This window comes from Janthinobacterium sp. HH102, assembly GCF_001758625.2.
Classification (GTDB): domain Bacteria; phylum Pseudomonadota; class Gammaproteobacteria; order Burkholderiales; family Burkholderiaceae_D; genus Janthinobacterium.
The window spans coordinates 5,903,866-5,917,455 of record NZ_CP062062.1 but is presented as its reverse complement, the minus strand read 5'-3'; the positions used below and the strand labels follow the sequence as shown (position 1 = coordinate 5,917,455).

The window sequence follows — 13,590 nt, the reverse complement described above, 5'->3', positions numbered from 1 at the left end:
GCGATACAATTGCCGGATGAAAAAAATCCTCGCGGGTATCGATTTTGCGGACAATTCCAGCAGCGTGGCGCGCCAGCTGATCGGCGTGACCGTGCTGGTGGACGGCGTGGGCGGGCGCATCGTGGAAACGGAAGCGTATGACCGGCTGGACCCGGCCTCGCACACGTATGGCGGCATGACGCCGCGTAATGCGGCCATGTTCGGCCCGCCCGCGCACGCCTATGTCTACCGCTCGTACGGCATTCACTGGTGCCTGAACTTTGTGTGCCGCGAAGCGGGCCATGGCGCGGGCGTGTTGATCCGCGCCATCGAACCGCTCGTGGGACTCGATACCATGCGCGAACGGCGCGGCGTCGAGGATTCCCGGCAGCTGTGTTCTGGGCCGGGCAAGGTGTGCCAGGCGCTCGGTGTGAGCCATCTGCAGAACCGGCTGGCGCTCGATGCGCCGCCGTTCATGCTGCTGGCCCGCGAGGATGAGGTTGCGGTACAGGCGGGGCCGCGCATCGGCATTTCCAAGGCGATGGAGACGCCGTGGCGTTTCGTGCTGGCAGGCTCGCCCTACCTGAGCAAGCCGATGCGCGCGCCTGTCATCGAGTTACCTCGCTAGCCACGCCGGCGCTGGGGCGCATCCTTGACGTTACGCATGCCGGGCTTGCCGCGCAGCGGACTGTGCAGCGCGCGCCGGTCCTGGGGCGGCGTCCTGGCGGGGTCTTGAAAGGCGTCGTCGTCCGCGCCGGCGGGCGTGGCCGGCGCGGCTGGATCCAGGGTAAAGACGCTGACCGCCGCCGACAGTTTGACGGCCTGGTCCTGCAAACTGGCCGCCGCCGCTGCCGCCTGCTCCACCAGGGCCGCGTTTTGCTGCGTGACGTCATCCATTTGCGCGACGGCCTGGTTTACTTCCGTGATGCCCGACGCCTGCTCGGCGCTGGCCTCTTTCACGCGCTGGATGATCTCGTTGACTTGCTGCACCGAGGCCACGATGGCGCCCATGCTGTCGCCCGCCTGCTGCACGGCCACGCTGCCGCCGTCGATGGTGGTGACGGAGGTGGCGATCAGGGTCTTGATTTCCTTGGCCGCCTGCGCCGAGCGCTGCGCCAGGGTGCGCACTTCCGACGCCACCACGGCAAAGCCCCGGCCTTGTTCGCCCGCGCGCGCCGCCTCCACCGCCGCATTCAGCGCGAGGATATTGGTCTGGAAGGAAATACCATCGATCACGCCGATAATATCCACGATCTGGCGCGAATTGGCGCGTATCGTCGCCATTGTCGCCACCGCTTGCTGCATCGATGCTCCCCCTTGCACGGCCAGGGTCGACGCTTGTCCCGCCAGCTCGCAAGCCAGCTGGGCATTGTCCGCATTGTTGTTGACGGCTGCCGTCAAGGTTTCCATGGCGCTTGATGTTTCTTCCAGCGAACTGGCTTGCATTTCCGTGCGCGCCGACAGGTCCAGGTTGCCGGTGGCAATTTCGCGCGAGGCCGTGTCGATCGATTGCACGGCGCCCGCGATGGTGCGCAAGGTCTGGTTCAGGTGGGCGATGGTCTGGTCCAGCACGCGCGACGTGGCGGCGATTTCGTCATTGCCCGGCTTGGGGGCGCCGGCCATCAGCTTGCCCGCCGCCAGGTCTTGCACGGCGTCGGCAATGCCGCGGATTTCCACCAGCATGGCGCGGCGCACCAGCATGGTCACCACGATGGAGACGAGGATCGATAGCGCCACCGTCAGCAGCAGGCTCCAGCCCAGGCTGCGGAACTCGGCGCTGGCCGTCGCGTGGGCCTGGCTGCTGAGCGTTGTTTCCAGGGCAGACAGTTGCGCCAGCTGCGTATTGAACTGGACGAATTGGGTTTCCGCCTTGAGCATGGAGTTGGTGGCGATCGACTGGTCCATCTGCGCCATTTCCATGGTTTCCAGTACGGCCTTGCGATAACCGGCCAGGGCCGTGATGGCCGCATCGACCAGGGTGCGCTCGGCACCCGTGGCCGTGGAACGCAGCGTGCCCAGCTGGGCGCCGATGGCCGCGTGGCGCGCCTTGATCTGTTGCTCCAGCGCATCGAGGCGGGCCTTGGCGAAGCTGCCATTCGTCCATGACAGCAGCTGGTACATATTGCCATGTACGTGCTTGGCCTCGCCTAGTACGTCCGCGGCCGCCTTCAAATGCGTGATGCGTACCCGCACCATGTTTTCCAGCGAGGCATTTTGCCGCACCATGCCATACCAGGCACCGCTCGAGCTGAGTATCAGCAACAGCAAGACCAGGGTGGGCGCCAGCAATAATTTTGGTCCGATGCGTAATTGATTGAGCATGCTTGACTCCTGGCTATGGCTGATCAAACCGCAGGCGGCGCGCGGCGTGCACGCCGCCCCTGCCTTATTTTTTGTAGATGCCCGCTTCCAGCACCACATCGTTGACGCGCAGGATGTACGTGGTTTTCGGCTCGATCTTGCCGCTGGTGGGATTCTTGTACTGGTAATCGACCCAGCCCTTGCCCTGTTTTTGCGCCAGCTCGATGATTTCACGCCGATATTTCTTGCCATTCGCATCGGGCACATCCGTCAAATCCTTGCCCACGATGGAAGGATTGATCGGGTGGGCCAGCACGATGCCCGTCTTGATGTCGCGCATGTCCACGTACAGCGAGCCCTGCACGAAGTCCGGGTCTTTCGCCGTGATTTTCTTCATCATTTCTTCCTTGCCATGCGCCTTCATGAAGGCGGCGCCCCGTTCGGCCATGGCGATGGCGTCTTTTTCCGTTGGTTCGACCGCGGCACTGACGCTGCCGCCGGCAAATGCCAGGCACAGCAGGCTACCCGTGAATAAGCGTTTCATGAAAGCTCCTTGTGATATCGAGGGATGTGTTGCCAAGCCGTAATTTACGTCGCCGACAGTCCCATCAAATTGCGGTGGAACAAACTTAGGTGTTGCTTGTAGGCAGCATGCAACGTATCGACTGCTTGTTGATATGTAGCAATTTGGTTCTTATAGGCAAGAACTATGATGACTTTCACAGCATGCCGAGCTGGACTGGCATGGAGAGGAAAAAGCTGGAATTGGCCGATATACGGCCGATTTCATGAAAGTTGTCGCCATTTACAGGCAAGGAGCTGATCGTGTCCGCACTCATTACCGAGCCGTTTGCACCCAAGTTCAAGCCGTACACGCGGCAAACCATTCAACAGGCGCGGCAGTGGGAATGGCTGCCGGAAGAGCAGCGTGAAGCCGTACAGGTGGTCTCGCACGTCTTGCCGTTTCGCACCAATGAATATGTGCTTGATCAATTGATCGACTGGAACAACATCCCTGACGATCCCATCTACCGCCTCGTCTTTCCCCACCGCGACATGCTGCCGCCGGAGCAGTACGCGCACCTGCGCGACCTGGTGCTGGTGCAGCGCGACAAGGCGGCCATCGACGCCTATGTGCATGGCTTGCGCCTGGGAATGAATCCCCATCCTGCCGGGCAGATGACGCATAACGTGCCGAGGGTCAACGATGCGCCCGTGCGCGGCCTGCAGCATAAATATGCGCAGACGGTGCTGTTTTTTCCCAGCGCGGGCCAGACCTGCCACGCGTATTGCACTTTCTGTTTTCGCTGGCCCCAATTCGTCGGCATGGACGACATGAAGTTCGATGCGCGCGAATCGAACGAGCTGGCCGCCTACCTGAAACTGCATCCGGAAGTGACGGACGTGCTGATCACGGGCGGCGATCCGATGATCATGAACACGCGGCAACTGGCGGCCTACCTGGAGCCGCTGCTGGCGCCGGGCCTGGAACACATCCAGAACATCCGCATCGGCACCAAGGCGGTGGCGTATTGGCCGCAGCGCTTTGTCTCGGACCGCGATGCGGATGACTTGATGCGCCTGTTCGAGCGCATCGTCAAGGCGGGCAAGAACCTGGCCGTGATGGGCCATTACAGCCATGCCGTCGAGTTGCGCCAGGACATCGCGCAGCAAGCCGTGAAACGCATCGTTTCCACGGGCGCCACCTTGCGCATGCAGGGGCCGCTGATCCGCCACATCAACGAAGACCCGGCAAGCTGGGCTGAGCTGTGGCAGACGGGTACGCGCCTGGGGGCGATTCCGTATTACATGTTTGTGGAACGGGATACGGGCCCGCGCGGCTATTTCGAGTTGCCGCTGGCGAAGGCGCACGCAATTTTCCAGGCCGCCTACCAGATGGTGTCGGGCCTGTCGCGCACGGTGCGGGGACCGTCCATGAGCGCCTTTCCCGGCAAGATCGTCATCGACGGCATCGTCACCATCAATGGCGAAAAACTGTTTGCCCTGCAATTCTTGCAGGCACGCAACCCGGACTGGGTGCGCCGGCCGTTCTTTGCGAAATTCGATGCGGAAGCGACGTGGATGGACGATTTGAAGCCCGCGTTCGGCCACGATAAATTCTTCTTCGAGACGGATGAACCTGTGCCGCAGCTGCCGCATAAAATCATCCCCCTGGCACAGGCTGCCTGAGCATGCACGCGGCCGGTGCGCCCGCCCGTTCCGGCGTGGCCGTGTTTTGCCTGGTGTTCCTGCCATTCGCGCTCGGGCATTACCTGTCGTGCCTGTTGCGCGGCGTCAATGCCGTGCTGACGGCGGAATTGCTGGGCGCCATCGCCCTGACGCCAGCGCAGCTGGGCCTGCTGACCAGCGCCTTTTTTCTCGCCTTTGCGCTGGTGCAATTACCGGTCGGCATGGCGCTGGACCGCTACGGCCCTCGCACGGTGCAACTGTGGCTGCTGGCGCTGGCGGCTCTGGGCGTGTGGCTGTTCAGCCGGGGCCACAGCTTTGCCGAGCTGATGTGGGCGCGCGCCATCATGGGCGCCGGGCTGGGCGGCTGTTTCATGGCTGCCGTGAAAGCGATTTCGTGCGCCATCGCGCCGTCGCGCCTGCCTTCCGTGCATGGCTATTTGATCGCCGTGGGCGGCTTGGGCGCGGCCACGGCCACCATGCCCGTCAAGCTGGCCCTGCATTACACGGACTGGCGCGGCGTGTTCCTGGGGCTGGCGCTGGCGGCGCTGGCCGTCGGCTTGCTGATCCGCCTGCTGTCGCCGGCCATGCCCGCGCCTGCCGCAGGCATGCACAAGGTGAGCAAGGTCAGCGTCTGGAGCGTGTACCGCGATCCCGGCTTTCGCTGCACCATCGCGCTGATCCTGTTGCCGCACACGGTGTTCTTTGGCGTGCAGGGCTTGTGGGTGGGGCGCTGGCTGGCCGACGTGGGCGGCTTGTCCGATGACAGCGTGGCGTATTTGTTGTACCTGGGCATGGCGGCCGTCATCTTCGGCGCCATCGGCATGGGCATGCTGACGGAATGGGCCGGGCGGCGTGGCATTGCGCCCATGCAAGTGGCGGCCGCCGGTATCGTCCTGTTTGTCGCCGTGCAAGCGGCGATGGCGTGCAATGTCGTGCCCGGCCTGCCGTTGCTGTCCGTGCTATTTACCTTGCTGGGCACGGTGACGGGCCTCGAGTATGCGATCGTCGCGCAAAGCATGCCGGCCAGCCTGACGGGCAGGGCGGCCACCTGTCTGAATTTGCTCATTTTTACGGGCGCCTTCCTGGTGCAGGCGGGTTTTGGCCTGATCCTCGGCTGCTGGCCCCTGAACAGCCAGCAGCAGTACCCGCCGCAGGCGTACCAGGTGGCGTTTGGCGTGCTGGCAGCCTTGCAACTGCCGGGACTTGCGATGTTTTTCATCAACCGCTACAGGCGTGCCGGGCCATCCGGTAAAATGGCAGCCTGCACAGCGGCAATGATCAACTCCAAGGAAGACTATGAAACTCGTTCGTTATGGACGTCCAGGCAAGGAAAAACCGGGCCTGATCGATGAAGAAGGCAAACTGCGCGACCTGTCCGGCGTGATTGCCGATATTGACGGCGCACAACTGTCCGACAAGGCCTTGCGCAAGCTGGCCAAGCTCGACGAAAAGACCTTGCCCCTCGTGCGCGGCAACCCGCGCTTCGGCGTGCCGCTGGCCAATGTCGGCAAGTTCATCGGCATCGGCCTGAACTACGCGGACCACGCGGCCGAATCGGGCATGCCGATCCCGGCCGAACCCATCGTGTTCATGAAGGCGATCACTTGCCTGAACGGCCCGGACGACAATGTCGTGTTGCCGAAAGGCTCGAAAAAGACGGACTGGGAAGTGGAGCTGGGCGTGATCATCGGCACGCGCGCGCAGTACGTGAGCGAAGAGGACGCCTTGAAATACGTGGCCGGCTATTGCGTCGTCAACGATATTTCCGAGCGCTCGTTCCAGCTGGAACGGGGCGGCCAATGGGATAAAGGCAAGGGCTGCGATACCTTCGGCCCTGTCGGCCCGTGGCTGGTGACGCGCGATGAAGTCATCGACGAGCAGGACCTGGACCTGTACCTGGAAGTCAACGGCAAGCGCATGCAGACTGGCAATACGCAAACCATGATTTTCACGGTGGCGCAGATCGTCAGCTACCTGTCGCAATTCATGACCCTGGAACCGGGCGACGTGATCGCCACGGGCACGCCGCCGGGTGTGGGCCAGGGTCGCAAGCCGCAGCGCTTCCTCAAAAAAGGCGACAGCCTGCGCCTGGGCATCGCCGGCCTGGGTGAACAGCAGCAGGACGTGGTCGCCTGGACTGCCTGATGGCCGGTAGCGATATCGACCGCTTGCCCGCGCTGCCTTTGGCGCAGCTGGACCCGCAGCAGCGCGCCGCCGCGCAAGCCATCATCGATGGTCCGCGCGGGGCCCTGTACGGCCCCTTCGTGCCGCTGATCCGCAGCCCCGAGCTGATGGAAGCGGCGCAGCGCATGGGCGAATACTTGCGCTACCGCAGCGCCATCGGCACGCGGCTGTCGGAGCTGGCGATCCTGGTGACGGCGCGCCAGTGGGACCAGCAAGTCGAGTGGGCCATCCACGCGCCGCTGGCCGTGCAGAACTGTATCGCGCAAGCGGCCGTGGACGCCATCGCCGCGCGGCGCGCGCCGCTTGCCCTGAAGGAAGACGAGCAAGCCGTGCACGACTTCTGCATCGAGCTGCAGCAAAACAAGCGCGTCAGCGACGCCACGTATGCGCGCGCGCTGGCGTTGTTTGGCGAGCACGGCGTGGTCGACTTGATGGGCATCAATGGCTATTACACCTTCCTGGCCATGGTGATGAATGGCGCGCAGACGGCCGTGCCGGCCTTGGGCGTCACGCCTTTGCCCGATTAGAATAGTTCTTCGGCAAAGATGGACAAAGTGTAATGAAGTTGCAATTATTCAATATATAATTTTGCTTCCCTTCCATTGCCAATTAGCTCAATGAAAACTCGTCCGTGCATCACCCTGATGGGCCGCGCCTTCCTGGCGCTGGCCCTTTCTGTTTCCCCCTTGATGACGCTGCGGGCGCTTGCCGCCGAGACCGCCGCTACGGCGAACGCCAGCGCTTCCGCCCTGGAAAATTCCGTCGTCAAGGTGTTTTCCACCCTGCGCGGGCCGGACCCGTATAAACCGTGGAGCAAGGCCGCGCCGCAGGAGGTGACGGGCTCGGGCGTCGTCATCGAAGGCCGCCGCATCCTCACCAATGCGCACGTGGTCGGCTATGCCAGCCAGGTGCAGATCCAGGCCAATGGCGCGGGCGACAAGATACCGGCCACCGTGCTGGCCATTTCGCGCGGCATGGACCTGGCCTTGCTGAAGATCGACGACGACAGTTTTTTCGCCAGCCACAAGGCGGTGCCGCGCGCCAATGTCTTGCCCGACGTGCGCGATGCCGTGCTGGCGTATGGTTATCCGACGGGCGGCACCTCGCTGTCGATCACCAAGGGTATCGTGTCGCGCATCGAATTCGTGCGCTACAACTTTCCCGTCTCCGGCCTGCGCATCCAGATCGATGCGGCCATCAATCCGGGCAATAGCGGCGGCCCCGTGATTGCCGGTGACAAGATGATCGGCCTGGCCTTTGCGGGCATGCTCAATGCGCAAAACATCGGCTACATCATCCCCAACGAGGAAATCGAGCTGTTCCTGCGCGACCAGGAAGGCGGCGCACCCAAGGGCAAGCCGGCCATGCGCGACGTGACGCAAACGCTGGAAAACCCCGCGTTGCGCACCTACCTGAAACTGGCCAAGGGTGTCGAGGGCGCCGTCGTGATGACGCCGGCCAGCAAGGATGCCGCCTATCCACTCAAGGAGTGGGATGTCATCACGCATATCGGCGATTTTCCGGTCGATAACCAAGGCATGGTCAAGCTGAATGCCAACAGCCGCGTGCGCTTCCAGTACCGCGTGCAGCAGTTGGCGAAAGACGGCGAATTGCCGTTGACGGTGGTGCGCCAGGGCGCGCCCCTGAAAATCAAGGTGCCCGTCTCGGCGGCGCACCCGATGCTCATCAGCGGCCTGCAGGGCAGTTATCCTTCCTATTTCATCTTCGGCCCCATGGTGTTTTCGCGCGCCACGACGGAATTCATGGCGGCGCCCAATGGCAACCCGGCGATCTTGGGCGGCATGGCGTTCGCCGGCAATCCGCTGGCCACGCGGCGCGGCGATGCGCCCGATGCCGAGCGCGAAGAGCTGGTGGTGATCGCCGCGCCGTTCTTCCCGCACAAGCTGATGAATGGCTACAGCACCCGTTTCTTCTCGGTCGTCGATTCCGTCAATGGCGTGCGCGTGCGCAGCCTGGCGCACCTGGTGGCCTTGCTGCGCGACCAGACCGATGAATTGCTGACATTCCGCTTTCAGCAGCGCGATGCGGAAATGGTCGTCGTGCCCCGCAAGGAGATGCTGGCCGCGACGGAATCGGTGCTGACGGACAACGGTATCCGCTCGGAAGCGTCGGCCGACATGCTGAAAATCTGGAACGAAAAAACGCCGGCGAACTGATCGTTCCCGGCGCTTCGTACTTTACGTACAGGTACAACAACAGGCGCGGCGCACACCGCGCCTGTTTTATTTTATGCCAGCACTTTTTTCAGCCACGCGCCGATGGCGTCGATTTCTTCCTGGCACAGCGAGTGCTGCATCATGTATTCATGCCATTCCACTTTGTAACCCATACCGGTGAGCAAGTCGCGCGACTGCTGCGCGCGGCCGATCGGCACCACGGGGTCGGCCGTGCCATGCGCCATGAAGATCGGTGTTTCCAGGCTGGCCGGCGTGCGCTCAAGAGCCGTCTTGTCGGCCAGGGGCAGGTAGCCGGACAAGCACATCAGGCCGGCCAGCGGTTCCGCGTGGCGCAAACCCGTTTGCAAGGTCATGGCGCAGCCTTGCGAGAAGCCGGCCAGGATGATGCGGCTGGCGGGAATGCCGCGCGCCTTTTCGCGCGCGATCAGCGCTTCGATCTGCGCCTGCGAGGCGCGCAGGCCGCCCTCATCTTCGCGGCGTACGAGGTCGTTTACGAGGATGTCGTACCAGGCGCGCATCACATAACCGTTGTTGATGGTGACGGGCATGGTGCCGGCGCTGGGAAAGATGAAGCGGATGGCGGGGCAGCCGCGCAAATCGAGTTCTTTCACCAGTGGCACGAAATCGTTGCCGTCGGCGCCCAGGCCGTGCATCCAGATGATGGAAACGGTGGGATTCGGTGCGCTGTCGAGTTCTATGGTTTCCAGCAAGGTGCTCATGTATTTTCCTCAGGTAATGGTTGCGCCGGACGCAGCGCCGATTTGGGACGGAAGGCCTTGCAGATGGCCGGGTCGGTTTCCATGTAGGGACCTCCGATGAGGTCGATGCAATACGGCACGGCGGCAAAGATGCCGTTCACCAGTTGCACGCCGTCGGCGTCTTTCAAGCCTTCCAGGGTTTCCTTGATGGCTTTCGGCTGGCCCGGCAAGTTCATGATCAGGCAAGCGCGCTCGGGCGTTTCGCGGATCACGGCCACCTGGCGCGACAGGATGGCCGTCGGCACGAATTGCAGGCTGATCTGGCGCATCTGTTCGCCGAAACCGGGCATTTCCTTGGTGCCCACGCTGAGCGTGGCGTCCGGCGTGACGTCGCGCCGCGCAGGACCCGTGCCGCCCGTCGTCAGGATCAGATGGCAGTGGTTCAGGTCGACCATGTCGATCAAGGTGTTTTCAATCTGCGAGCGCTCGTCCGGGATCAGGCGCTTTTCCAGGCGGAACGGCGTGCGGATGGCGGCGGACAGCCAGCTTTCCAGGGCGGGGATGCCCAGGTCTTCATACACGCCGCCGCTGGCGCGGTCCGAGATCGACACGAGGCCGATAATCAATTCGTCTTCTATCGTGGTCATGGGGCACCTGTCTATGTCGTAAAAAAACCGGGATGATCCCGGTTTTTCGCTACTTTCGGGGTCAGACCCGCCGGGTCTGACCCCAGTTGCTTATTCGTCTTCTTCTTGCTCAACGCCATCTTCATCGGCATCTTTCTTGCCGCTGTTGTTCTTCTTGGCGATCTCTTTCAAGATCTGGAAGATTTCGCGGTAGGCTTTCGGCGGCTTGTTCTCGGCTTGCTCCTTGCGGGCATTGCGGATCAGGGTGCGCAGGTGTTGCACGTCCAGTTCCGGGTTTTCCGACAGCAAGACGGTCAGCGCCTTGTCATCCGTCAACAGCTTGTCGCGGCGGCGTTCCATCGCGTGCATATTGGCCGTGTCGGCTTTCGACAAGCCTTTCCAGCTATCGATGGTGCGTTGGATGGCGGCAACTTCTTCTTCATCCAGGGTACGCATTTTCTTGCCCACGTATTGCAGCTGGCGGCGGCGGCCTTCGTGATCCTTGATTTGCTGGCATTCGAGAATGGCGTCGCGCACGTCTTCCGGCATCGGGACGCGCTTGACGCGGTCGCGTGCCTCATTGACGAGTTCTTCGCCCAGCTTTTGCAGGACGGTCATCTGGCGCTTGAGTTCCGATTTCGACGGACGTTCATATTCCTGTTCGAATTCGGTGGATTGGAAGCCGCAAGCTCCCCGGTTTGGATTTGGCATGATAAGGCGGGATTGGCCGCGTAGGCCGCACCTGTAAACTGTAAACGACTGCTATGATAACCTTTTTAGCGGCTTTCCGAAGAAAACAGCGCATGAACGACTCCGTATTTACCCATAGTCAAGAGCAATTGCAGCAACTGGCCCGTGATGTGTTGTCTTTTGCGCGGGAAGCGGGCGGCACCGACGCTGCCGTCGAGGTCAGCGAAGGCGGCGGCCTGTCCGTTTCTGTACGAAAAGGCAAGATCGAGACGATCGAGCAAAACAAGGACAAGGGCATGGGCGTGACCGTGTTTGTCGGCAAGAAACGCGGCAATGCCAGCACCTCCGACTTTTCGCCGTCCGCCCTGCGCGCCACGGTGGACGCCGCCTACAATATTGCGCGCTTCACGGCCGAGGACGATTGCGCGGGCCTGGCCGACGCCGACATGCTGGAAATGTTCCCCCGCGATTTGCAACTGTTCTATCCCTGGCTTATTTCGACCGAGGAAGCCGTCGCACTGGCCCAACGTGCCGAAGCGGCCGCGTTTGCCGTCGATCCGCGCATCACGAACAGCGAGGGCGCCAGCGTGCACGTGCAGCAATCGCACTTTGTGTCCGCCAATTCGCGCGGCTTCATCGGCGGCTACCCGTTTTCGCGCCACACGCTGTCCGTGGCACCCATCGCCGGCAAGGGCGCGAAGATGCAGCGCGACGACTGGTATTCGTCCGTGCGCGACGCCGCCAAGATGTCGAGCCCGGAAGCCATCGGCCGCTATGCCGCCGAGCGCGCGCTGTCGCGCCTGAACGCGCGCAAGCTGGGCACGCGCACTTGCCCCGTGCTGTTCGAGGCGCCGCTGGCGGCCGGTTTGCTCGGTACCTATGTGCAAGCGACCTCGGGCGGCGCCCTGTACCGCAAATCCACATTCCTGAACGATTCACTGGGCACGCAGGTGCTGCCGTCGCACGTGCAGATCTTTGAAGATCCGCACGTGATCGGCGGCGTCGGTTCGGCGCCGTTCGACGAAGAAGGTGTGAAAACCGTCAGCCGCGACGTCGTCAGGGATGGCGTGGTGCAAGGCTATTTCCTGTCGACCTATACGGCCCGCAAGCTGGGCATGCAGACGACGGGCAACGCGGGCGGTTCGCACAATCTGTACCTGACCTCTAGCCTGACGGCCGCCAGCGACGATTTTAGTGCCATGCTGAAAAAGCTGGGCACGGGCTTGCTGGTGACGGAACTGATGGGACAAGGAACCAATTACGTGACAGGCGACTATTCGCGCGGCGCGTCCGGTTTCTGGGTGGAAAATGGCGTGATCCAGTATCCGGTGGAAGAAATCACGATTGCCGGCAACATGAAAGACATGCTGCGCAACATCGTCGCCGTAGGCGCCGACGTCTTGCGTCGCGGCACCAAAGAGACGGGTTCCATCCTCATCGAGAGCATGGTGGTGGCCGGCGGCTGAGTGCTTGGGGGCCCGCCGCGGCAACGCCGCGCAGGCGCCCCATGCTTTACTGCTGGACTTGATAGCCATCCGTCAGGGTGGCCAAAAATTTCACCATATCCTCGATCTCGCCCGCCGTCAGCGCCGGCGCCATGCCGCGCTTGCGGTCGAACGGCGCTTCGCTGACGTTGACGTTGGCGCGGTACCTCGCGGGTACGTCATTGAATTTCTGCACTTTCCCTCGTTGGTCGCGCGGATACCATTCTTGCGGATGCGTATCGCGCCGCACATAGAAGCGCAGGGCATCCGTCAGGTTGTCGAACACGCCGTTGTGGAAAAACACCTGGCGCGTGGCCACATTGCGCAGGCTGGGCACCTTGAAGGCGCCGCACAGCTCGCCTTTCAGCGCCAGGTCCGTGCGGTCGGGACCGCACAAGCCCAGATCGAAATACGCGGGGTCGGCCGTGGCGGGAATGCGCGTATTGCGCGGCACGCCCAGATTGTCGAAACTGAAGTCCGTAAACAAGGGCGGCGCGCCATGTTCGCCCCGCCCGCTGGGGTGGCAAGCGGCGCAATTGCCCTTGCGTTCATCGTTGAACAGGGCCAGGCCACGCAATTCCGCCAGCTCCAGCGGAACCTTGTTGGCCAGGTAGAGGTCATATTTGGAATCGTAGCGGTGGAAGTCCGGCTCTTCCTGCTGGAATTGCTGCAAGGCATAGGTGATGCGGCGGAATGCTTGTTGCGGTTGCGTAAAGATGGCAGCGCCAAAGACGTGCCGGAATGCTTCCGCGTAACTGCCGTTGCGCAGCCGTTCCACCACTTCATCCGTGCTGGCATTGGCCATTTCGTGCGGTGCCAGGAAAGGCCGTTCCGCCTGTTCCGCGAGGCTGGCGGCGCGGCCGTCCCAGTTGATGCCGCCGTTGGGTGCGCCTTCCCCATCAAAGCGGAAGGGCGGAGTGTGTTCCAGGTAGCGCAGCGATGGCGTGGCGCGGTAGCCGTGCGCCTGGCCGTCGGCGCCCCCCAGTTGCACGGCCAGCTTGTTGGCTGGCGCGTAAGCATGGGCCGGGTCATGGCAACTGGCGCACGACTGCTTGCCCGAGGCGGACAGGCTGGCATCGTGGAAGATGCGCCGCCCCAGCTGTGCGGCAGGGCTGAGTTCGGCCGCTGCGCCTGGCATGCCGGGCAAGCCAAGCAACAAAGATATGCACACGTGTGCAAATCGGGTCGGTGAAAATCGCGCCTCAGCGCGTGGCTGGTCTTTGATGGTCATATGCGGGAT

13 protein-coding genes are annotated in these 13,590 nt (G+C 62.6%); 7 read left to right on the top strand and 6 right to left on the bottom strand.

Annotated features, from left to right (window positions below; genetic code table 11):
- Nucleotides 1–16: 16 nt before the first annotated feature.
- Nucleotides 17–607 (top strand): DNA-3-methyladenine glycosylase, encoded by a 591-nt coding sequence (locus JAB4_RS26910; RefSeq protein WP_070224225.1) that lies wholly within the window; start codon nucleotides 17–19, stop codon nucleotides 605–607.
- On the opposite strand, the gene JAB4_RS26905 is transcribed toward JAB4_RS26910, so the two are convergent.
- Nucleotides 604–2,301, bottom strand: a complete 1,698-nt coding sequence (locus JAB4_RS26905; RefSeq protein ID WP_070224226.1) for a methyl-accepting chemotaxis protein — start codon at nucleotides 2,299–2,301, stop codon at nucleotides 604–606. The two genes, JAB4_RS26910 and JAB4_RS26905, sit on opposite strands and share 4 nt — an antisense overlap.
- A gap of 64 nt (nucleotides 2,302–2,365) precedes the next feature.
- Nucleotides 2,366–2,824, bottom strand: coding sequence for a cache domain-containing protein (locus JAB4_RS26900; protein WP_034780434.1), 459 nt, complete (start codon nucleotides 2,822–2,824; stop codon nucleotides 2,366–2,368).
- A 281-nt stretch (nucleotides 2,825–3,105) separates the two neighbouring features.
- Between JAB4_RS26900 and JAB4_RS26895 the strand changes: the two genes are divergently transcribed.
- The 5 genes from JAB4_RS26895 to JAB4_RS26875 all read left to right on the top strand — a co-directional run bounded on the left by JAB4_RS26895 (nucleotide 3,106) and on the right by JAB4_RS26875 (nucleotide 8,831).
- On the top strand, nucleotides 3,106–4,470 hold the full coding sequence (locus JAB4_RS26895; protein ID WP_070224306.1) for a lysine 2,3-aminomutase: 1,365 nt from the start codon (nucleotides 3,106–3,108) through the stop codon (nucleotides 4,468–4,470).
- A gap of 2 nt (nucleotides 4,471–4,472) precedes the next feature.
- Entirely contained in the window at nucleotides 4,473–5,822 is a 1,350-nt protein-coding gene (locus JAB4_RS26890) for an MFS transporter (protein ID WP_175444711.1), read from the top strand.
- Nucleotides 5,767–6,615 carry a fumarylacetoacetate hydrolase family protein gene (locus tag JAB4_RS26885; RefSeq protein WP_070224228.1) on the top strand — a complete coding sequence of 283 codons (849 nt, stop codon included), beginning with the start codon at nucleotides 5,767–5,769 and terminating at the stop codon, nucleotides 6,613–6,615. The genes JAB4_RS26890 and JAB4_RS26885 overlap by 56 nt, the downstream gene beginning before the upstream one ends.
- On the top strand, nucleotides 6,615–7,181 hold the full coding sequence (locus JAB4_RS26880; RefSeq protein WP_070224229.1) for a carboxymuconolactone decarboxylase: 567 nt from the start codon (nucleotides 6,615–6,617) through the stop codon (nucleotides 7,179–7,181). The genes JAB4_RS26885 and JAB4_RS26880 overlap by 1 nt, the downstream gene beginning before the upstream one ends.
- A 90-nt stretch (nucleotides 7,182–7,271) precedes the next feature.
- Nucleotides 7,272–8,831 (top strand): S1C family serine protease, encoded by a 1,560-nt coding sequence (locus tag JAB4_RS26875; RefSeq protein WP_227742051.1) that lies wholly within the window; start codon nucleotides 7,272–7,274, stop codon nucleotides 8,829–8,831.
- A 71-nt stretch (nucleotides 8,832–8,902) separates the two neighbouring features.
- Here JAB4_RS26875 and JAB4_RS26870 read toward each other — a convergent pair whose 3' ends face one another.
- The 3 genes from JAB4_RS26870 to yjgA all read right to left on the bottom strand — a co-directional run bounded on the left by JAB4_RS26870 (nucleotide 8,903) and on the right by yjgA (nucleotide 10,887).
- Nucleotides 8,903–9,571, bottom strand: a complete 669-nt coding sequence (locus tag JAB4_RS26870; RefSeq protein ID WP_070224231.1) for an alpha/beta hydrolase — start codon at nucleotides 9,569–9,571, stop codon at nucleotides 8,903–8,905.
- The gene (gene mog / locus JAB4_RS26865; protein ID WP_070224232.1) at nucleotides 9,568–10,197 is read right to left on the bottom strand and encodes a molybdopterin adenylyltransferase; all 630 of its coding nucleotides are present in this window, start codon (nucleotides 10,195–10,197) and stop codon (nucleotides 9,568–9,570) included. The genes JAB4_RS26870 and mog overlap by 4 nt, the downstream gene beginning before the upstream one ends.
- A 90-nt stretch (nucleotides 10,198–10,287) precedes the next feature.
- Nucleotides 10,288–10,887 carry a ribosome biogenesis factor YjgA gene (gene yjgA, locus JAB4_RS26860; RefSeq protein WP_070224233.1) on the bottom strand — a complete coding sequence of 200 codons (600 nt, stop codon included), beginning with the start codon at nucleotides 10,885–10,887 and terminating at the stop codon, nucleotides 10,288–10,290.
- A 92-nt stretch (nucleotides 10,888–10,979) separates the two neighbouring features.
- On the opposite strand from yjgA, the gene pmbA reads away from it, so the two are divergent.
- Entirely contained in the window at nucleotides 10,980–12,332 is a 1,353-nt protein-coding gene (gene pmbA / locus JAB4_RS26855) for a metalloprotease PmbA (RefSeq protein WP_070224234.1), read from the top strand.
- Nucleotides 12,333–12,378: 46 nt separating this feature from the next.
- On the opposite strand, the gene JAB4_RS26850 is transcribed toward pmbA, so the two are convergent.
- Nucleotides 12,379–13,488 carry a cytochrome c peroxidase gene (locus JAB4_RS26850; protein ID WP_227742050.1) on the bottom strand — a complete coding sequence of 370 codons (1,110 nt, stop codon included), beginning with the start codon at nucleotides 13,486–13,488 and terminating at the stop codon, nucleotides 12,379–12,381.
- Nucleotides 13,489–13,590 lie beyond the last annotated feature (102 nt).

Excerpts from the sequence above, each read along its gene's own strand:
- JAB4_RS26910 (WP_070224225.1), top strand. The coding sequence starts at position 17 with ATGAAAAAAATCCTCGCGGGTATCGATTTTGCGGACAATTCCAGCAGC.
- JAB4_RS26905 (WP_070224226.1), bottom strand. The coding sequence starts at position 2,301 with ATGCTCAATCAATTACGCATCGGACCAAAATTATTGCTGGCGCCCACC.
- JAB4_RS26900 (WP_034780434.1), bottom strand. The coding sequence starts at position 2,824 with ATGAAACGCTTATTCACGGGTAGCCTGCTGTGCCTGGCATTTGCCGGC.
- JAB4_RS26890 (WP_175444711.1), top strand. The coding sequence starts at position 4,473 with ATGCACGCGGCCGGTGCGCCCGCCCGTTCCGGCGTGGCCGTGTTTTGC.
- JAB4_RS26885 (WP_070224228.1), top strand. The coding sequence starts at position 5,767 with ATGAAACTCGTTCGTTATGGACGTCCAGGCAAGGAAAAACCGGGCCTG.
- JAB4_RS26880 (WP_070224229.1), top strand. The coding sequence starts at position 6,615 with ATGGCCGGTAGCGATATCGACCGCTTGCCCGCGCTGCCTTTGGCGCAG.
- JAB4_RS26875 (WP_227742051.1), top strand. The coding sequence starts at position 7,272 with ATGAAAACTCGTCCGTGCATCACCCTGATGGGCCGCGCCTTCCTGGCG.
- JAB4_RS26870 (WP_070224231.1), bottom strand. The coding sequence starts at position 9,571 with ATGAGCACCTTGCTGGAAACCATAGAACTCGACAGCGCACCGAATCCC.
- mog (WP_070224232.1), bottom strand. The coding sequence starts at position 10,197 with ATGACCACGATAGAAGACGAATTGATTATCGGCCTCGTGTCGATCTCG.
- yjgA (WP_070224233.1), bottom strand. The coding sequence starts at position 10,887 with ATGCCAAATCCAAACCGGGGAGCTTGCGGCTTCCAATCCACCGAATTC.
- pmbA (WP_070224234.1), top strand. The coding sequence starts at position 10,980 with ATGAACGACTCCGTATTTACCCATAGTCAAGAGCAATTGCAGCAACTG.
- JAB4_RS26850 (WP_227742050.1), bottom strand. The coding sequence starts at position 13,488 with ATGCCAGGCGCAGCGGCCGAACTCAGCCCTGCCGCACAGCTGGGGCGG.